The 18,571-nt window shown below is 39.6% G+C and carries 18 protein-coding genes; 15 read left to right on the plus strand and 3 right to left on the minus strand.

Annotated features, from left to right (window positions below; translation table 11 throughout):
- Positions 1–54: 54 nt before the first annotated feature.
- From N7Z68_RS11815 to N7Z68_RS11835, 5 genes are all read left to right on the plus strand, one after another.
- Positions 55–600, plus strand: a complete 546-nt coding sequence (locus tag N7Z68_RS11815) for an RNA polymerase sigma factor (RefSeq protein ID WP_275118685.1) — start codon at positions 55–57, stop codon at positions 598–600.
- Positions 590–901 carry a hypothetical protein gene (locus tag N7Z68_RS11820; protein ID WP_275118686.1) on the plus strand — a complete coding sequence of 104 codons (312 nt, stop codon included), beginning with the start codon at positions 590–592 and terminating at the stop codon, positions 899–901. The genes N7Z68_RS11815 and N7Z68_RS11820 overlap by 11 nt, the downstream gene beginning before the upstream one ends.
- Positions 898–3,162 (plus strand): carboxypeptidase-like regulatory domain-containing protein, encoded by a 2,265-nt coding sequence (locus N7Z68_RS11825; RefSeq protein WP_275118687.1) that lies wholly within the window; start codon positions 898–900, stop codon positions 3,160–3,162. The genes N7Z68_RS11820 and N7Z68_RS11825 overlap by 4 nt, the downstream gene beginning before the upstream one ends.
- 332 nt (positions 3,163–3,494) lie before the next feature.
- Entirely contained in the window at positions 3,495–4,364 is an 870-nt protein-coding gene (locus tag N7Z68_RS11830) for a YitT family protein (protein WP_275118787.1), read from the plus strand.
- Between the two features lie 71 nt (positions 4,365–4,435).
- Positions 4,436–4,807, plus strand: a complete 372-nt coding sequence (locus N7Z68_RS11835) for a c-type cytochrome (protein WP_275118688.1) — start codon at positions 4,436–4,438, stop codon at positions 4,805–4,807.
- A 515-nt stretch (positions 4,808–5,322) separates the two neighbouring features.
- Here N7Z68_RS11835 and N7Z68_RS24365 read toward each other — a convergent pair.
- Positions 5,323–5,979: a nuclease-related domain-containing protein gene (locus N7Z68_RS24365; RefSeq protein ID WP_373323137.1), complete on the minus strand. Its 657-nt coding sequence runs from the start codon at positions 5,977–5,979 to the stop codon at positions 5,323–5,325.
- 550 nt (positions 5,980–6,529) lie between these two features.
- Between N7Z68_RS24365 and ftsE the strand changes: the two genes are divergently transcribed.
- From ftsE to N7Z68_RS11885, 10 genes are all read left to right on the plus strand, one after another.
- Positions 6,530–7,216 (plus strand): cell division ATP-binding protein FtsE, encoded by a 687-nt coding sequence (gene ftsE / locus N7Z68_RS11840; RefSeq protein ID WP_275118689.1) that lies wholly within the window; start codon positions 6,530–6,532, stop codon positions 7,214–7,216.
- Positions 7,206–8,099 carry a permease-like cell division protein FtsX gene (gene ftsX, locus N7Z68_RS11845; protein WP_275118690.1) on the plus strand — a complete coding sequence of 298 codons (894 nt, stop codon included), beginning with the start codon at positions 7,206–7,208 and terminating at the stop codon, positions 8,097–8,099. Before ftsE ends, ftsX begins: the two co-directional genes overlap by 11 nt.
- A 37-nt stretch (positions 8,100–8,136) precedes the next feature.
- Complete coding sequence (locus N7Z68_RS11850; protein ID WP_275118691.1) at positions 8,137–9,462, plus strand: peptidoglycan DD-metalloendopeptidase family protein; 1,326 nt, start codon at positions 8,137–8,139, stop codon at positions 9,460–9,462.
- Positions 9,463–9,772: 310 nt separating this feature from the next.
- Entirely contained in the window at positions 9,773–10,165 is a 393-nt protein-coding gene (locus N7Z68_RS11855) for a DoxX family protein (RefSeq protein ID WP_275118692.1), read from the plus strand.
- A gap of 16 nt (positions 10,166–10,181) precedes the next feature.
- Positions 10,182–11,033, plus strand: a complete 852-nt coding sequence (locus N7Z68_RS11860; protein WP_275118693.1) for a VOC family protein — start codon at positions 10,182–10,184, stop codon at positions 11,031–11,033.
- A 174-nt stretch (positions 11,034–11,207) separates the two neighbouring features.
- Positions 11,208–12,662: a S41 family peptidase gene (locus N7Z68_RS11865; protein ID WP_275118788.1), complete on the plus strand. Its 1,455-nt coding sequence runs from the start codon at positions 11,208–11,210 to the stop codon at positions 12,660–12,662.
- A 108-nt stretch (positions 12,663–12,770) separates the two neighbouring features.
- Positions 12,771–13,964 (plus strand): PDZ domain-containing protein, encoded by a 1,194-nt coding sequence (locus tag N7Z68_RS11870; protein WP_275118694.1) that lies wholly within the window; start codon positions 12,771–12,773, stop codon positions 13,962–13,964.
- A 113-nt stretch (positions 13,965–14,077) separates the two neighbouring features.
- Positions 14,078–14,296 (plus strand): DUF2198 family protein, encoded by a 219-nt coding sequence (locus tag N7Z68_RS11875; protein WP_275118695.1) that lies wholly within the window; start codon positions 14,078–14,080, stop codon positions 14,294–14,296.
- Between the two features lie 142 nt (positions 14,297–14,438).
- A complete protein-coding gene (locus N7Z68_RS11880; RefSeq protein WP_275118696.1) occupies positions 14,439–15,956 on the plus strand; it encodes a zinc ribbon domain-containing protein in 1,518 nt (505 codons plus the stop codon).
- 34 nt (positions 15,957–15,990) lie between these two features.
- Positions 15,991–16,752 (plus strand): DUF6574 domain-containing protein, encoded by a 762-nt coding sequence (locus N7Z68_RS11885; RefSeq protein WP_275118697.1) that lies wholly within the window; start codon positions 15,991–15,993, stop codon positions 16,750–16,752.
- A 53-nt stretch (positions 16,753–16,805) separates the two neighbouring features.
- On the opposite strand, the gene N7Z68_RS11890 is transcribed toward N7Z68_RS11885, so the two are convergent.
- Together N7Z68_RS11890 and N7Z68_RS11895 are read right to left on the minus strand one after the other, a co-directional pair.
- Positions 16,806–17,978 carry an anti-sigma factor gene (locus N7Z68_RS11890; protein ID WP_275118698.1) on the minus strand — a complete coding sequence of 391 codons (1,173 nt, stop codon included), beginning with the start codon at positions 17,976–17,978 and terminating at the stop codon, positions 16,806–16,808.
- The gene (locus N7Z68_RS11895; protein ID WP_275118699.1) at positions 17,968–18,471 is read right to left on the minus strand and encodes a sigma-70 family RNA polymerase sigma factor; all 504 of its coding nucleotides are present in this window, start codon (positions 18,469–18,471) and stop codon (positions 17,968–17,970) included. The genes N7Z68_RS11890 and N7Z68_RS11895 overlap by 11 nt, the downstream gene beginning before the upstream one ends.
- Positions 18,472–18,571 lie beyond the last annotated feature (100 nt).

An 18,571-nucleotide genomic window follows, 5' to 3' on the forward strand; every position in this document is an offset into this window, starting at 1 on the left:
ATAGATACCCTTAGAGAGAGTAGTTGGAACGATGCTGGAAATGGGAGAGGTCACATGGACGAATTAGTGCGGCGTTTAAAGAATAAGGAGGAAGAAGGGCTGTCGGCGCTTATGCAGTTGTATGGGGATTACTTTTTTAGGGTCGCTCTTCTTCTACTGAAAGATCGCTATGAAGCAGAAGAGGTCGTGCAAGATGTGTTTGTTACGGCTTATGAAAAAATCGACACGCTGCTTGATGCCAATAAATTAAAAAGCTGGATGACATCGATTACGATAAACCTTTGCCGCAGAAGGCTAAGAAAATGGAGCTTTCGCCATATTTTCCTGAGAAAGCGGGACGAGGAGGACATTGATGCGGTCGATTTTACCTCCGCAGAGGATGTTGTCCTTCAAATCGAAGGAGATCAAGAGTTAGTTAACCATCTGCAAGCGCTAGACTACCAATATCGGGAAGTGCTGACGCTCTACTATTATTCAAGTTACTCAGTGTCAGAGGTTAGCGAATTGCTCAACATGAAGGAAAACACGGTGAAAAGCAATCTGTTTCGTGGAAGAAAGTTATTAAAAGAACGGTTGGAGCGTGAACGGTATGAACGATAATCGTCAACATATAAAACAAAAGTTGCAAGAACAATTAGAAGAACACACCTTTCAAAAGACGCAAGCTGTCTTAAAACGAACCCACCCGAAAACGTGGAGTGAACGACTAAATAGATGGCTGAATCATGAAGTCGATATACCATTAGTACCTGCTTCAGCAACGGTTTGTGCACTGCTTTTGGTCATCACGTTACCTTTCGTCTTTCTGAATGAAGAAACTGAACACCAAGGCGAGCTGGTTGATATGAAAGGAAGCATCTACTGGAGTGAAATGATTGAGGAGAGGTTGGGAGAAAAATGACGAAGGTACGGTTGAAAAGAAAGCATTTACTGTTTGTAAGCGCGGGGTTTATCGGTTTATTTTTACTTATCATTTTTTTAATTATACCTTTAGTCAACCAATACCAAGTCGATCGAATGCTGCAAGAAAATAAATTGCAAGCGGGTACGGAAATCATCGAACTCATTGAAAACGCTACTACCACCTCAAGAAAACTAGATCTTATCAACAAATATATGGTCTCTTCGTGGCCAAGGGGAAATAACCATCCGATTTATATTAGCCCTGGCATTTCGATGGGCGAGGGAACCGAAGCGTATTGGAGCGGATTTACTCTTGATGAAATTGCACCGTATCTCGCTTTTTATATTGAAAACAGCCGACAATACAATTGGGATTATGGGAGTGCAGTGAATGAATATGCGCATTATATTCGAAAAACAGAAGGAGCACAGGCAGCGATTGCTTTTTTACTAGAGAAGGAAACGGAATGGAAGAACCATGCTTCGTACTATTTTAATGAAGAATTCATGTTGACGCGTGCTCAGTTTCTTCTAGAGGACGGCGCTTCCCAACAAGCCATTGATCTTCTTTTACAAATTAAAAAAGAGGAGACGGAGCGGCTAGCGGGACATGATCTAACTTATGAACCTTCAGAATCGTGGACGAAACTTTACGTAGAAGCCCTGCTTCGTGACAAGCGCTTAACTGAAGCCTATGAGTTTATCGAAGAATGGGAAGAGAAATTTGTGTTACAAAGGTCAGAATTCGAAGAGGATTATCAATACTATGATGAGAATGACTATCCGCTCATTGGAATAAAAAAACGAATTGAGCAGATGCAGGCGGATGGCGGGGGGAAGAAGGACTTTGGAACCGTAGAAGGCCAAATTAAAAGAACAGACGGAACCCCTCTTGAAGATGTGTACGTTTATTTGCGAGATTCTTCGAATGTTAATCGTAGTGCTCATGCTGAAATGGACTACTATGTCACGCAAACCGATGAGAATGGCTATTATCATTTTCAGGATGTCGTCCCGAACAGCTATCAAGTAGGCTTAGGTCTCCAATTTCATCATGTGGACGGTTACTCATGGGCTGCGGATATGTATGATTGGTTAAATGTCGATTACGGCACGGAACTAACGTATGATATTACGTTTCGCCCATTAATGGATGTCATTCAGCCGGTGAACAATGTGGCGATTGTAGAGGACGAGATGACGTTTGAGTGGGTTCCTATAGAAGAAGCTGAAACGTATGAAGTATTAATTTTCGTTCCGATGAAAAATGGCGGGATTACGTTTACAGCGTGGGCAGGGATCAAAGAGACGGCCATTACAGTCCCTATTCATGAGCTTTGGTACTTAGAGTCATCCCGTTCGTATTCGATCGACGAGGATGGCAATGTTATTTTAGAGCCGGAAACATTATTAGGGCTGGCTAATCCCGAAGGACAATTTTCTTGGTCCGTACGGGCACTCGATGAAAACGGGGTGGAAGTGGGAAGAAGTGCGGGACACCGGTTAAAGGATGAAACGGTCGGTGATATTCCGTTTTTCCAAGTGAAGGCTCGAGAGTTAACAGCAGCGGACCGGTTACTTTTGAAAGAACGATTGGATGAAGCCTTAGCAGCTTATGAAACAGATTTGGAGGCCAATTCGAATGATGTTCACTCGTTAAAAATGATCACTGAAATTTTAGCCCATAAAGAACGAGGGCGGGAACATCGAATTGAGAATGAGCAGTACTATTATTACATGGAACGGTTAGCGGAATTAACAGGTCATCCCGATTATTACTTTAAGCTAGTGGAAAAGGCGTATAGAGATAAAGATTGGGAAGATTACGACCTGTGGTTTGGAAAGTATGAACAGGCTTTGTCAGCCAAAAAAGGTCATCACTATTTCTGGAACTATAATAACTATTTCCACGCGAGGGCTTTAATGGAGCGCGGACTCTGGGAAGAAGCGAGAGAATGGCAGTATAGGGCGTTGGAGAATGACCGCTCCAATGAGGCTGTTGTTCCTTTATTTGCACTAGAAATGTATTTAGGGACAGATATTGAGACCATCGTCGCGCTAGCTGAAGCGCATCCTGTTAAGTTCCGTGCCTATGTCGACTGGACACCGTATGTAAAAGGAGTGACGGTCGATGCACAAATGAGAGAAGCCTTAGAGATCTATTTGAAACAGGGAGCTGAAGCCTTACAACCACTTCTGCCAACGATCACCGATACAAACAACCAACAATTCCTAGAACAACTCGCCAACCACCGCTAATAGCGCGGTGGTTTTCTCATTATACGGTGCCAGGCACCTTCAACGCTTCACTGCATTGAAGGTGCCTGGCACCGATTTTTTCAATTATACCTCTTTTTTTCCTCTCCACCGCTTTTATGTCCATTCGGATAAAATTGTTGAGTCGTGAAATGCTATATACAAAGTCAGGAATTTTACCTTTGTAAAGCGTTAATTGGCTGTTATTTACACATTTTTCATCCGGTGCTATACTATCCAACGGATTAAAATTACGGAAGGGTAGCAGGCACCTTTAGTGCGCTAAAGGTGCCTGCTACCTCCTCATAGAAGTGAGTGTAGACATAATGATGATGATGACGAAAAGAAAAAGAGACAATCACCTGAATCCAAAGGTTAGTATGGTACTAGAGTATGGTCAAATTCTGCTTGGTTCTGCGATTGTAGCCATTGCCTTTAACCTTTTCTTACTCCCTAATCGAATTGCTTCGGGTGGAGTTAGCGGGATTAGTACGATCGTTTATGATGTATTCGGAATTGAGCCTGCCTTTACGCAATGGGCGTTTAATATCCCATTGTTTATCCTAGGTGTCCTCCTGCTCGGCGGAATGAAATACGGTGTGAAAACGTTAATTGGGACGTTATTTTTACCTTATGTCGTTTTTTTAACAAGACATTTGGAACCAGCAACGACAGATCCGCTTCTTGCAGCGTTATTTGGCGGAATTGGTGTTGGATTAGGATTAGGGATTGTGTTCCGGGCTGCGGCAAGTACAGGAGGAACCGATCTAGCTGCTCAGATAATTAATAAGTACACAGGGCTCTCACTCGGTGCTTGTGTCTTTATCCTAGACGGTCTGATCGTAATGACCTCGGCGATTGTTTTTAATATTGAACTTGCTCTTTATGCGTTAATTGCCTTATTTGTAACGGGTAAAACCATTGATTTAGTTCAAATGGGTGTAGGCTATGCAAAAGTTGCATTAATTATTTCGAATAAACAAGAAGAAGTGAGGCAAAGTATACTAAGAGATGTAGATCGAGGGGTCACGAAACTGTCTGGTTATGGCGGCTACACAAATGAAAAACGCCCTGTTCTAATGTGTGTCGTTCATCAAACAGAAGTCACAAAATTGAAACAAATAGTGAAAAGTGCCGACCCGTCTGCATTTGTTGTTGTCACCAACGCTACTGAGGTACTTGGTGAGGGTTTTAAAAAGCAATAAATGAGTTATAATTACATTGCAGGGTATATTTTCCCTGTAAATATGCTAGAGTGAGGAGGTCTTTGCTTAACATGAAAAAGTTCTTAATGGCATTAACAGGGGCGTCTATTTTAGTATTAGGAGCCTGTGGCGGTGGCGGTGAAGATGCGGCACCAGCTGAGGAGCCAGCAGAAGAAGCACCAGCAGAAGAAGCTGCGGAAGAGACAACAGGAGCTACATATGATGCACAAGCGGCTGAAGCAACATACCAAGGAAAATGTATGAGCTGTCACGGTGGAAATCTTGAAGGCGGTATGGGCGGTAATGCCCCAGCATTAGCTGGTGGAGCTTACACGTATGATGAAATCGTTCATGTGTTAGCTGAAGGTGTTGGACCAATGCAACCAGGTATAGTTGAAGGTGAAGAAGCAGAAAACCTTGCAGCTTGGATAGCAGATCAATAAGATCATAAAAAGCAATCAAGATAAAAGACTTCTCTATTTTGGTGAGAAGTCTTTTTCTTATGGGAATAATTTGGTCACTGCTGCCATTTAAAACGAGGATTACTGGCAAACTTGATGTAGTTATAACGGTGATTTTTATCTAAAGATTTACTTAGATTGTTGATTTTACACTAAATGAAAAAATGCATTTTGAAACTTTATTTAGGTAAATTGTTTTACAGTAAAAGGGAAAATATTAATCTAAATTTTGACTTAGAGCACTATTTTACAATAAAAGGAAAAACGGTGCTCTAAAGCGACACTTAGGTTGGTTAATTAGCAATACATGGAAATATTAAAACCTGAATGGGTGTATAAAGATTTTTACAGTAAAAGGAAATCTATGAACCTAAAGAAACTCTTCCTCTAAAAAAGATTCATCCTATGCCTAAAACAAGTAGCAGACAATAACACCAAGTAGCAGACCAAACTGTATCATCTCCCCAAAAGGCCCCATTCTACCCATATCACTTAGTTCACTCATAATATGTCGCTCTCCCAATTCCATTTTGTTTAAAGTGTTTGGAAAGGCAATGTTGAACGGTTTTTTTTGAATGGATTACTTTACACCAGTCAAATATTAAGTTAGTTGTAACCTTAATAGTAGGGAAAAGAAGTTTAAACTCTTCAACCATCCTCAAAATTGCGCTGTCCATAAATTCGCTGTAACCGCAAGAGTTGCAAATAACAAGATCATCATGGGTGTCAGTATGAGTAGATAAAGAGTTACACTTTACACAGGAAATTCCTTTGTTGAGCTGCTCAATAGTGTAGGGAGGATGTCTATGATAAGGGGATTCTTTTAATGAAATAGATAAAAGTTTTTCTATAGTCTTATGTGTTTTTTGATCGATATTTGGAGTATTCATGATCACTTTTTCAAGAAAGCGGTGTATCTGAGGGGGAAAGATAACAGGTAAGTTTAAAGGGGCTTGGTACAGATAAAAGTCGGGATTAACGAAGACCACATAGGGTTCAACAGCGAAATTCAGCCCGTTGTCTTGCATGAGCCGTCTTAATAAATCTTCACTTCTCTTTAACTGGAGTAAGGGATTTTTAATTTCTTTTTTGGGGAGTGAAAACCAATTTTCGTTTTCAATAAAAAAGTCACCTACATAATTCTTTACTTCAATAAGGTATGCGGTTGTTTAATGATCTAAATAACTTTAATTCTAATGCCTCGTGCCGAACTTTAACAATCATAAACCACGCTCCTTCTCGTTTCTTCACTTCCTTTTAATTTTATTAAATGCTCCCAACTTTTACAAATGATATTTGCTAGAAAACTCAAATGGAAAGTATGACCAAACTCTTCTTAAAAAGCCACAATCGTCCACTACATCTGAAGTCCGTCAAACTTCGACATGAAAACTAATCCGAAAGAGTCGATCTCCATTTTCCATAAAAACAAAAATTCCTCCAAATTCTTACACCGAATCCTTTGATATTGAAATAAAATTGTAATAAAAAGCAACCCCCATGTAAAATTAAAGGTGTTATAATATATTAGATTAGAAAAAACGACAGAATTTGAGGTTGTCGATTAAAGTTCAACAGCAATCCTCAAAGAATAACAGTCCTCAAAGATCAACAGATGGTAATTCCCTTCATAATTAATGATAGACTTCTATGGTGTAATGGATGAAGTCAAATGAACTCCAACTAGTGTAGGAAGTGATTGTTTTGATAGATATGAAAGATGTATGGAAGACGTATCCGAATGGCGTAAGTGCTATTAACGGGATCGATATTACGATAGGTAAAGGTGAGTTTGTATATGTTGTAGGTCCTAGTGGCGCTGGGAAATCTACTTTTATAAAAATGATGTACCGTGAAGAAAAACCGACAAAAGGCGATATTTCTTTAGATGGTACAAATCTAGCAAAAGTAAAAGATCGAAATGTTCCACTTGTTCGTCGGAAGATTGGAGTGGTTTTCCAAGACTTTAAACTACTTCCTAAGTTATCCGTCTACGAAAACGTCGCGTTTGCTTTAGAAGTAATTGAAGAAAACCCAGAGACGATCAAGCAAAAAGTCATGCGAGTGTTAGAGATTGTTAAGTTGAAAAATAAAGCCCGCTTCCTTCCAAGTGAGTTGTCGGGTGGTGAACAGCAGCGGGTGGCAATTGCTAGAGCGATTGTGAATAATCCTAATGTTCTAATTGCGGACGAGCCTACAGGGAACCTTGATCCTGATACAGCATGGGAAATTATGGATACATTAGAAGAAATCAATAATCGAGGGACGACTATCGTTATGGCCACCCACAATAAAGAGATTGTTAACACGATTAAAAAGCGTGTTATTGCCATTGAAGGTGGACGTGTTGTCCGCGATGAAATAAGGGGGAACTACGGATATGAAATTTAGAACCCTTACTCGTCACGGGAAAGAAGGTTTTAAAAATCTTGGACGAAACGGTTGGATGACGTTCGCTTCGATCAGTGCGGTTGCGATTATGCTTTTCTTAGTGGGGATTTTCTTATTATTAATCCTCAACATGAACCATCTCGCATCAACGGTTGAAGATGACGTAGAAATTCGAGTCTACATTGAGTTAACAGCTGATGAAGAGCAGCAAGAGGAATTAAGGCAAGAGATTGAAGATGTACAACATGTAGAAAGTATTGAATATGTTCACCGTGATGAAGGTTTAGATCAGTTTATTGAAAGCATGGATGAAATGTCCGCAGTTTTTGAAGGGCTACGTTCAGAAAATCCATTTAATGATAAATTTGTTGTGCGAGCAGAAACACCACAGTTAACAGAAACGGTAGCTGCTGAAATTGAAGGGTTAGCGAATGTTGAGAGTGTGAACTTTGGAAAAGATGTTGTAGAAAGATTGTTTGTCGTCACTGACTTCATGCGGACTTTCGGTCTTATCTTAGTCGCTGGTATGATGTTTACAGCGATGTTTCTAATCTCCAATACGATTAAAATGACGATTGTTGCGAGAAAACCAGAAATTAAAATTATGAGATTAGTAGGAGCTACTAATGGGTTTATCCGTTGGCCGTTCTTTGTCGAAGGACTGCTTATTGGTATTATCGGGGCGTTAATTCCTATTATTCTACTTGTAACTGGATATTCTTATTTCTTTGATTTTATGCGTTCGAGACTAGAAGTAATGTTCTTTGAACTAGTCCCAGTGTTCCCTGCGGTCTATCAAGTGGGAGGTCTTCTTCTTGTGATTGGCGCGTTTATCGGTGTTTGGGGAAGTATGATGAGTGTTCGAAAATTTTTAAAAGCCTAAAAAAACAGAAGCATATTGGACGAGGAGGAACTAGTGGATGAGGCGAAGAAGTACGTTAGTCTTGTTATCATTCGTATTAGCAGCAAGTACAGTGTTTGCAGGCTTTGGACCGAACTTGGTTTGGGCAAATTCAACATTAGAAAATCGAATTTCTGATATCCAAAAGGAACGTCAAGAAAATCAACAAGAAGCTGCTGAGCAAGAAGCTGAATTAAGAAAAGTAGAAGCAGAACAAAGGCAAATTGAAGCTGAAATTAGAAAAATAGATACAGAAGTAGCAGAAACGGATAAAAAGATTAAACAAAAGCAAGCTGAAATTGAAGAAGTACGTGAAGAAATTGAGTTGCTAAAAGAAGAAATCATCATTATTGAAAAACGAATTGAAGAGCGCGATGAACTACTAAAAGATCGAGCTCGTACGATGTATCAAAATGGCGGTGGTGTGAGTTACCTTGAAGTTATTTTAGGGGCTAAAAGCTTTGGTGATTTCCTCGATCGTCTAAGCGCACTTACGATGATTGCTCAACAAGACCGTAATATACTAGAAGCGCACTTAGAGGATCATAGATTACTAGAGGAAGCCAAAGCGAAAGTTGAAGAACAGCTTATAAAGCTTGAAAATCACTTAATAGAACTTGAGCGCTTAATGGCTCACCTTGAGCAACAAAAGAAAGAAAAAGATCGTGTTGTGAAACAGCTGGTTGCACAAGGTGAAGAAATTCACGGTTACCTCGGTGAGCTAGAAGACGCAGATTCAATCCTTGCTCAACAAGAAAGAGCGATGAAACAAGAGCTTGAAGCTTGGAAAGAAAGAGAGCGTCAAAAAGAGTTAGAACGCCAACGTGAATTAGAGCGCCAACGTGAGCTTGAAAGACAACAACAACAACAGCAACAACCAAGTCGCAGCAGCTCGTCACCATCGACGGTTGAATCTGCACCGTCAACTGGAAGCGGCACATTAATGCGTCCGGCAAGCGGGCGAATTTCTTCCGCTTATGGAATGCGTATCCACCCGATAACTGGTGCGGGAAGAATGCACCACGGGCTCGATATTGCAAACAGTACAGGTACACCAATTTATGCAGCTGAAGGCGGAACAGTCATTGCCGCTCGATATATGAATGGTTATGGAAATACGGTTATGATTTCGCATAATGTGAATGGACAAGTCTTAACAACACTTTACGCACATATGCATACCATTTCAGTGTCAAACGGTCAGCGTGTCAGTCGTGGACAGCAAATAGGTACAATGGGTTCTACTGGGGCGTCGACAGGCCCTCACTTACACTTTGAAGTGCATAGAGGTCCTTGGAATGGTGCAAAGTCCAACTCAGTTAACCCGATAAACTATATTCAATAAATAGTTCGAAACGGACAATTTGATAAAAAAGGCATGTAGATCTGAATTGATTTACGTGCCTTTTTATCTGTGTTCCCGATAGTATACGATTTAAAGGCGATGGGATATGTCCTACCGGCGTTTTACTAGGATATATTCCATGTCTAGTTAGGTTTTCTGACACTTTTTCATATAGTAAATGGATTCATTCCACATGTATGTAATCGTAATTAATTTACTTACTCCAAGTTAAATCATAAACTAAGAATAATAGTAATAGTATTATTCTTCCCCTTTATTGAATACAAAATAGTAAGGGGGGACAAGTTTGATGTTAAGAAAGTTTGAGTTTGGAGCATTTATATTAAGAGTTGTGTTAGGTCTGATTTTCTTTATTCATGGATTGGATAAGTTTCAAGGCGGGATGGCTCATACGGTTAGTTTCTTTGAAAGTGTAGGCCTTCCAGGGTTTTTAGCTTATGTGGTTGCATCGATAGAGCTCGCTGGCGGTATGGCTCTCCTTGTCGGTATTGGTACTAGAGTTGTGTCTATTTTATTTGCGATCATTATGATAGGGGCGATCATCACGGTAAAGCTTCCTGCAGGCTTTCAAGGTGGGTATGAGTTTGACCTCGCATTATTGGCGATGTCTTTCCATCTAGCGATTACGAATAGATCCAAGTATGCGTTAGATAATGTTATGATTTCATATAAATATGAGTAAGGGGTGCTAGATTGCTATGAATTTTCATCAAAACCCAATTACATACGTAGCGCAAGTTAACCTGAAGGTCGCCCAGCTCCAACGGGCCATAACATTTTACAAGGAGGTACTAGGCTTCCGAGTAATGAACCAAACAGATCAAACCGCTCATTTAAGTGCTGATGGTCAAACAACCTTAGTAACGCTTGAACAAATTGAAGGTGCTATTCCAAAGACCTATCCTACAACAGGGTTGTATCACTTTGCTTTACTTTTGCCCACGCGTGCTGACCTTGCCAATATAGTCAACCACCTGTTACAAAAAGGAGTTCGTTTTGCTTCATCGGATCACTTAGTGAGTGAAGCCCTTTATTTATCGGACCCTGATGGTAACGGTATTGAGATATATGCAGATCGAAATCATTCGGAATGGAATTGGAGAGGCGGAGAAGTTGAGATGACTGTTGATCCTTTGGACTTTTCGGACCTCCATGCTGAGGCAGGAGAAAAACATTGGACAAGGCTGCCTTCTGATACAGTGATGGGGCATATTCATTTGCACGTTTCCAATCTTGTGGAAACCGAACAATTTTATCGGGAGGGATTGGGCTTCGATGTCGTTTGTCGCTACGGAGACCAGGCGCTCTTTATGTCTTCCGGAGGGTATCATCATCATATTGGATTAAATACTTGGGCGGGAGTCGGTGCCCCTTCACCTAAAGAAAAGCAGGTTGGATTAAAGGCATTTTCGATTCAGTTCCCGAATGAAGCTGCAAGAAATAAGGTGGTGGACCAGTTACGGCAAATGGGAGCATCCGTCAGTCAAGAGGGCGAGTTCTACCAAACGAAAGATCCATCCGATAATCATATTAAGTTAGAAGTGAGTTAGAATTTTATGTTAAAGAAGGTTCACTTTATTCTTACGTCAGATTGTAGTATAGTAGTATGTAGGAAGTAAACATAAATTGTACAGGCTGACATATACTAACTATATGAATGGTAAGGCATTGCATCATTGGATGTAGTGCCTTTTCTGCAAGAGAGGTGGAAAGTCATGAACAATATTAGAGGAAAAACACTAGCGTTTGCTGTCGTTCTCTCACTACTAATTGGTGCAAGTGGTATGTATGTGTTTATGAATGGCCTAGATGCTGAAGTTGGTGAGGATAAGCACCCGGTCCTAGCTGAGACTGTTGATGCCAAACACGAAGAGCTAGATACGGTTACGAAGTTCTTAAGTGCTATGGAACTGATCAGCGAACGTTATATTCATGAAGTTGATGAGAAAGTGTTATTAGAAGGTGCTATTGAAGGAATGGTGAAGGCGCTGGATGATCCGTATTCTGTTTATATGGATGAAGAAACAGCATCTCAATTTATGGAGTCGCTCGATTCTCATTTCTCAGGTATTGGTGCTGAAGTCAATATGACGAACGGTCAAGTGACGATTGTGTCACCGATGCGAGAGTCCCCAGCTGAGAAAGCTGGTTTATTGCCAAAAGACCGGATTGTAAAAATTGACGGTGAAAGCATTGAGGGACTGACATTATACGATGCGGTTTTACGAATTCGCGGTGAAAAAGGAACAGAAGTCGTATTAACGATTGATCGCCCTACGAGTTCGGAATTAATAGAGATTAGTGTTGAACGAGATGAGATCCCAATTGAATCCGTTCGTGTAAATACGATAGAGCATAAAGGCAAAACAGTAGGCGTTTTAGAAATTACGTCTTTTGCTAAAGACACGGCAGAACGCTTTGGAAAGGAATTAGCTGCTCTAGAGGATCAAGGTATTGATGGCTTAATTATCGATGTTCGAGGTAATCCAGGCGGGTTATTAAATGTAGCTGAAGAAATCGGGAAGCTTGTCATTCCTCCAGGAGAACCAATTGTTCAAATTCAAAATCGTGATGGTGAAAAAGTACGATATATTTCCTCGTTGTCTGAAAAGAAAGAGTACCCAATCATCGGATTAATTGACCAAGGAAGTGCTTCCGCTTCTGAGATTATTGCTGGTGCATTAAAAGAAGCAGGAAACTATGATCTTGTCGGCCAAACAACATTTGGAAAAGGAACCGTTCAACAAGCACTTCAATTAGGCGATGGCAGTGAAATTAAACTGTCCCTATTTAAGTGGTTAACGTCGGATGGAAACTTTATCAATGGAGAAGGTGTGGAGCCGACGCTTGAAGTTTCTCAGCCTGAGTTTTTCTATTTGCCGCCGTTAAATGTAAAAGAAGATTTAGAGTATGATATGTTAAACGAGCAAGTACGAAATGCGCAACATATGTTAAAAGGCTTAGGGTTTGAGACTGGGCGCACAGATGGTTATTTTAGTAAGCAAACGGAGCAAGCGGTTAGTGCTTTTCAGAATACAAACAATTTAGAGCCTACAGGAATTATTGATGAGAAGACGGCTGCTACGATACATGAAGCGATTGTAGAAGCGATCCGTGATCAGAAAAATGACTTTCAGCTCCAAGCCGCTATCGAGTTAATTATTAAACAAAGCCAATGATTTAAAGCAGGAAAATAATAGGCTGTTGTCGAAGTACATGTGTAGTAAAATAGACTATGCATGTACTTTTTCTTTATTCATCATGGGGAAGGAACTAGAGAAATGATTATGGATTGGTTGATTACATTACTTCAAGGTATTGGTTATGTCTTTTTACATCCTTTGTTTTATATCGGATTTTTTACAATGCTCCTGATTGGAGTGGCTCGGGTTAAGCGTGAACGAAAAGATTTTCATACGAAAGTATACGATTTTCTCGATGAAACAGTCATTTCACTGCTTCCTGGAATTATAACCGGATTGGTCATTTCAATCGCAGCGATCGGTCTGGGCATCGTGGTTTCAATCGAGCTTCTGATGGCAATTACCGTTATTTATTTGTTAGCGATTGCTACTACACAAGTGAGGTGGATTTCGCCTTCTTTTGTCATTCCGCTAGTTGTGTTTGGAATGCTATTATTTGCATTTGGACCGAGGACTTTTTCAGCCCCGCTTTTCGGTAACCTTACATTTGAATTTAGTGAAAGCTTATTAGTTTATACGGTTATTTTAATGGCTCTTCTTTTGATAGGAGAAGGTGTTCTTATTCGTACAAATGGGCACAAAAATACGTCACCGAAGTACTTGAAGAGCAAACGTGGCATGCTAGTTGGCGGTCACGAATCGAAGCGATTGTGGTTCGTTCCTGTTTTTCTTTTATTGCCAAATGGGGTTTTGCCGGGCGGCGAATTCTGGCCGGTATTAACGATTGGAGAGCAAGGCACGTATTCAATCATTCTTGTGCCGTTTCTAGTTGGTTTTCATCAGCTTATTAAGAGTTCAATGCCTGTTCCGTTTATCCAACAGACCGGCAACCGCGTTATTCTATTAGGAGTAATGGTTGGTTTACTGAGTGCAGGGGCTTATTTTTATCCGTACCTAGCGTTTGTTGCAGTTTCTTTAGCGCTGGCGGGTAGAGAAATAATTTGGATCCGTATGAGGCAACAAGACGAAAGAAAAACAGAACATTTTACACCGCAAACGTCTGGTGTGATGGTTCTTGGAATCATTCCCCGTTCGCCGGCTGCTAAAATGCAGTTGCGTGTAGGGGAAGTCATTGTAAAAGTGAATGGGCAGAAAGTGAATGATCAACTTCAGTTTTACGACGCGCTGCAAAAGAATTCTGCTTTTTGTAAGTTAGAAGTCAAGGATGAAGATGGTGAACTTCGTTTTGCACAAACCGCACTTTACGATGGGCAACACCATGAACTCGGTGTACTTCTATTGAAAGCTGAATATGAATTACAAAATTCAGTTGTGTAAGAAAAGATTTTTCGTCAATTTATAATTTCGATTCAGTCATGTAATATGGCTGAATCGTTTTTTATCCATTGATAGGATGCGTTTTATTGATAAAAGAAGGGAGCTAGATACTTATGTGGAGTTACTTTTTAGCAATTGGATTACCCGTTCTTTTGATGGTAGTGGGAACAAGAATTACGTATAGTGTCATCGGTTCCTTGATTGTGACAATTATGATTATGGTGTTTGCGGTCCAAGTGCATCAAATGAATTGGCTTGCGATGACCTTTGCTGCGGTTTCGTTTATCTCAGGTGTACGAATTGCGCTGAATATGAAGAAGCGAAGTGGATAAAGCGTTAAAAACAACTATTTCTAAAATAGTTGTTTTTTTTAATTCACTAATCTAACATAAAACGGTTTAATTCGTGACTAACTTCCTATATAATAATGGATGTTGTGTAAAATTGTTGAAAATAGTCAAAAAGGAGGAAAAAATGAAATTTTGTAAAGAGTGTGGTACTTCTCTTCATTCTGAGGCAACCTTTTGTCCAGAATGTGGTGTTCAAGTTGCTCAACCTCAGAATAATGATAAAAATAAAGTACAAAAGTCCCCTCATGAAAGTAGTCAGAATAAACCACAAAATGCTGTGAGTCAGACTCCTAAAAAGCCAACAATTGAATGGACCAAAAAGAACAAGATAATTGCTTCAATAGTTGGTGCATGTGTTGTCTTATTATTTGTTGCCTATCAATTAGGGTCAACACTTACGGATAAAGACCGGTTAATTAATAATTTAGGTGAGGCAATCTTAGATAAAGACAGTGAAAAGATTATGGGGATGCTTTCTTCAGATGATCCAAGATTAGAAATTACGGCGGACGGTGTAACAAGCATCTTGGAATTCTTAGCAGCAAACCCTTCTTACTATAGCTCGTTAATGGAATCCTTAAACTATCAATCTCAACAGTTTGATTTAATAGGTAAAAAAGCTGAGGGTGATAGTAACGAAGATTTCTATGACTATTCACACAGCATTTTTTATTTGAAGAAGGAAGGCAAAACTGCACTTTTCTTTGATAAATACACCGTGGAAGTCGTTCCATTCTATATAAGAATAGAGACGAATCAACCTGATGCTGTGGTAACACTGAATGGAACAGAGATTGCAAAGTCGAATAGTAATGATTTTTCTATTGAGCATGGTCCGTTAATGCCGGGAGTGTATGAATTGAAATCACAGTACGCCGGTGAATACACCATACTGGAAACTTCAGATACAGTATCCTTGTTAAACCCTAATGATCATTATTCATATGCGGATCTAAGCCTTTACGGTGAATACATATCAATCTACTCAGATTATCAAGATATGGCAGTAAAATCTAAGGTGTTTATTAACGGTAATGATACTGGTTTATCGTTGCATGAAGCGCAAGAAATCGGTCCAATTACAACGGATGGGGAAATGAAGGTATATGCTGAAATGACATTTCCTTGGGGTTCTGTCAAAACAGATGAGATTGAAATTGATGGCCGAAACATCCGTTTAACAATGAGTACTCCACTTAATGAAAAAGAGAAAGATACTATTATGGACACGATCCATTCATTTGCTCATGAGTGGGCGGAAGCATATGAAAGCTTAGATGAGGCTAAATTTTCAACGGTGACAAGTAATTATTTAAATTATGTAAAAAATGATATTTCCAGTATGAAAGACTATGATAGACGTTGGAAAGGGGAGTACCTTAAAGGTATCTTTGACTTGAATAGTTTTAATGTTTATAAGGTGGATAACAAATATTATACCGAGGTACGAACTAGCTTATACTATGACTCAGTCAGTTATCGAGTTGATGACGAGGATCTTACAACTGAAGAAAGCGAGAATAATTGGGTTTACACATTGGTGTATGATGAAGAAAAACAAAAATGGATGTTAGACGACTATAGCTCTATGTACTCAATTGATCATAGCAACTCAAAAGAACTGGTTGCTAGTGGTAATTAACTTATAGGAATGAATTTTATTAGGAGATGATCATATGAATTGTCCTCAATGTGGAAGTATAGTAGAAAATGGATCGAAGTTTTGTACAAGTTGTGGCTGTAAGCTAGACACTGTCGTACAAACGGCAGCGACAAATGATGGAACAGCACCTTCTTCACCAACTACTTCTTTTCAAGATAATCAATACCTTCAGCAAGGTAGAGAAGTAAGTAAGCAATATTTAGGTTATGCACTCGAAGTACTTAAAAATCCGATGGGAATGGGTAAAACAGTAAATGGAGGTTCGTATGTAAATGGAATAATATCAATAGTTTTATACTCTCTATTACTACCAATCTACGCCTATTTCCTAATGAAAAAAGTAAGTCAGGGTTTTATGCCGTTTTCATTCTCAGATATAGTAATTATGCCTTTTATCACTATTGCTATCTTTGTGATTGTCTTAACTGCTATTATGTTTGGAATAGTAAAGTTAATGAAAGTAGAAGGATCTTTTAAAGATGTTTTAGCACGTTTTGGAACATTTTTAGTCGTTCCGGTAACTTTCTTACTTGTTGCAATAATATTAGTTTTCCTATCTGTAATTTCTTTCTCACTAATTCTGGTTGTCCTTGCTAGTGCTTCATATCTAATAGCGGTCATCTCTACGATTTACTCGTTTAAGACAGAAAACAATGGTGGCTTAGATGCATTTTATGGTTCATTGTTAACTTACATCGCTATGGCACTTGTTGCTTACATGATGGCTGAAAGTGTGCTGAATAAATTAATTGATGAGATAAGTACGTTCTTTTAAATATTTATATTTTGAAAAGGGAGAGGCATATTATATAGCCTCTCCCTTTTCAGTTAGTGGTGCCAATTCCAAAACGTAACTTCGTCCACCTCTACCGTAGTAATCCAAGGTTCTTCACGCAGGGCTAGGATTTCTTTTGTCGGTCCGGTAATAACGACCCCATAATGGAAAATTCCTTCTGTTTTTAAATATTGTATTCGTTCGGTTAGATTTAAACGATTAAATGCTAGACGATTCGCTTTGGCTTCATGAGGCTCGAGAAACGATAGTGTTTTTAAAAATTGCTCGTGCAAAACTGTCTCGTCGCCGACTTCGTAGTCTGGCGACATACTACTTTCTGTAACGATCCTGCCAAATAAAAAGCCTTTCTCCTCAGACCTTGATGTGACGATCATGTCATCTTCATGCCATATCGGATAGGACGGGAAACCGATGGGATCTAAAATTACATCGCTGTGAAACGGATCATTTAATTCTGGCCCCGTGTCAACAGCCAGCCATGATAAATCAAGATCTTTTCCCTCAAACAATTGGAACACTTCATTCGTTCCATAGAGTTGATCAAAAGATAAATAAGCAGAAGCAACTGTGCCTTCCGGTAACTGTTCAAGCGGGTGCCAATCAGGCTCAGCGTAAACTTCTGTAGCACTAGGATGGTAGAAAATTGATCGATTCTGACTTTGTCTGCCGTAATGACTGATTTCTGGAAAAGACATCATCGAAAATAAAAAATTAATCTTCATATCTCCGACGGTAATTGTCTCGTTTCCTACCCTTTTGCGTATATCTCGGGTCGCTTCCATGCGAAAGAACGTTTTCGCATTTATGCTCGTTCCTCCTAAATGTCCATCAGGTTGGGTGACCGTTAACGTATGGTCGATCACGTTGCTTAATACCTCACTGCGATTGGGAGTTCCCCAGCTGTAATAAACAGCGGTGAGTATAGAGGTAACAATGAGAATACCTAAAAATAGGATGAGAGCCGTAAAGGCGGTCTGAATCCTGGCTTTCCACTTGCTTCGTTTTAAGATTTTTCGCTGCTTTTTATCATTGAAGCCTGTTGTAATCGTTTCTTTTGCAGGCTTTTCATTAGTGGTTTCTTTTACACCCAAATGTTGTTGATAGATTTCTAGTTTTTCAAGCTCGTGTTCAAATTGTTCCAATTCACTTCCTGTCAGTTCACCTTTTTCATAGGCATCGAGTTTCTTTTTAAATTCATCTGTCATCGTTATTCACGCCTTTCTGTTTGCGAATCGCTTGCCGGCCGCGAAATAGCAGGACTTTAAAGTTAGCTAAAGTCACATTCATTACCGTCGCTGCTTCTTGGTAGGACAATTCATTAAAATCGTGAAGCAATACAGCTAGCTTTTGTTGTTCAGGTAGATTCTGAAGCAGGTGGATAATCTCCTGGATTTCTTCACTGACTACCATTTGATCTTCTGTACTTTTTCCTCTTTGAAACAATTTCGAGAAGAAGCTCTCCTCTTTAATCACCGTTCGTTTTCGCTTTCGTTCATAATCGATAAAAGCATGATGAGCGACCGTAAACAACCAGGACTTAATATTTTCGCCATCATAATTTTCAACATAAAGATGGGCACGAAAAAACGTTTCTTGAACGAGATCCTCAGCCGTGTAATGATCGTGGCAAAGCGAAAGGAGAAAGCGGTATATATGTGGAAAATACAGTTCATAGATCGAATCGATCGTTTCTTTCATTTTGCTCCTCCTTTCACTAATAACACGAATGAAATGAAATAAAGTTACAATGTTTTTGGAAAAAATTTTTAATATGTAAGTATGAAAAAAGGTGGCGTAA

The sequence above is a fragment of the Alkalihalobacterium chitinilyticum genome (assembly GCF_029028005.1).
In the GTDB taxonomy this organism is placed as follows: Bacteria; Bacillota; Bacilli; order Bacillales; family Bacillaceae_F; genus Alkalihalobacterium; species Alkalihalobacterium chitinilyticum.

Excerpts from the sequence above, each read along its gene's own strand:
- N7Z68_RS11870 (WP_275118694.1), top strand. The coding sequence starts at position 12,771 with ATGGATTGGTTGATTACATTACTTCAAGGTATTGGTTATGTCTTTTTA.
- N7Z68_RS11860 (WP_275118693.1), top strand. The coding sequence starts at position 10,182 with ATGAATTTTCATCAAAACCCAATTACATACGTAGCGCAAGTTAACCTG.
- N7Z68_RS11815 (WP_275118685.1), top strand. The coding sequence starts at position 55 with ATGGACGAATTAGTGCGGCGTTTAAAGAATAAGGAGGAAGAAGGGCTG.
- N7Z68_RS11830 (WP_275118787.1), top strand. The coding sequence starts at position 3,495 with ATGACGAAAAGAAAAAGAGACAATCACCTGAATCCAAAGGTTAGTATG.
- ftsX (WP_275118690.1), top strand. The coding sequence starts at position 7,206 with ATGAAATTTAGAACCCTTACTCGTCACGGGAAAGAAGGTTTTAAAAAT.
- N7Z68_RS11895 (WP_275118699.1), bottom strand. The coding sequence starts at position 18,471 with ATGAAAGAAACGATCGATTCGATCTATGAACTGTATTTTCCACATATA.
- N7Z68_RS11850 (WP_275118691.1), top strand. The coding sequence starts at position 8,137 with ATGAGGCGAAGAAGTACGTTAGTCTTGTTATCATTCGTATTAGCAGCA.
- N7Z68_RS11820 (WP_275118686.1), top strand. The coding sequence starts at position 590 with ATGAACGATAATCGTCAACATATAAAACAAAAGTTGCAAGAACAATTA.
- N7Z68_RS11875 (WP_275118695.1), top strand. The coding sequence starts at position 14,078 with ATGTGGAGTTACTTTTTAGCAATTGGATTACCCGTTCTTTTGATGGTA.
- N7Z68_RS11835 (WP_275118688.1), top strand. The coding sequence starts at position 4,436 with ATGAAAAAGTTCTTAATGGCATTAACAGGGGCGTCTATTTTAGTATTA.
- N7Z68_RS11890 (WP_275118698.1), bottom strand. The coding sequence starts at position 17,978 with ATGACAGATGAATTTAAAAAGAAACTCGATGCCTATGAAAAAGGTGAA.
- N7Z68_RS11855 (WP_275118692.1), top strand. The coding sequence starts at position 9,773 with ATGTTAAGAAAGTTTGAGTTTGGAGCATTTATATTAAGAGTTGTGTTA.
- N7Z68_RS11885 (WP_275118697.1), top strand. The coding sequence starts at position 15,991 with ATGAATTGTCCTCAATGTGGAAGTATAGTAGAAAATGGATCGAAGTTT.
- N7Z68_RS11880 (WP_275118696.1), top strand. The coding sequence starts at position 14,439 with ATGAAATTTTGTAAAGAGTGTGGTACTTCTCTTCATTCTGAGGCAACC.
- N7Z68_RS11825 (WP_275118687.1), top strand. The coding sequence starts at position 898 with ATGACGAAGGTACGGTTGAAAAGAAAGCATTTACTGTTTGTAAGCGCG.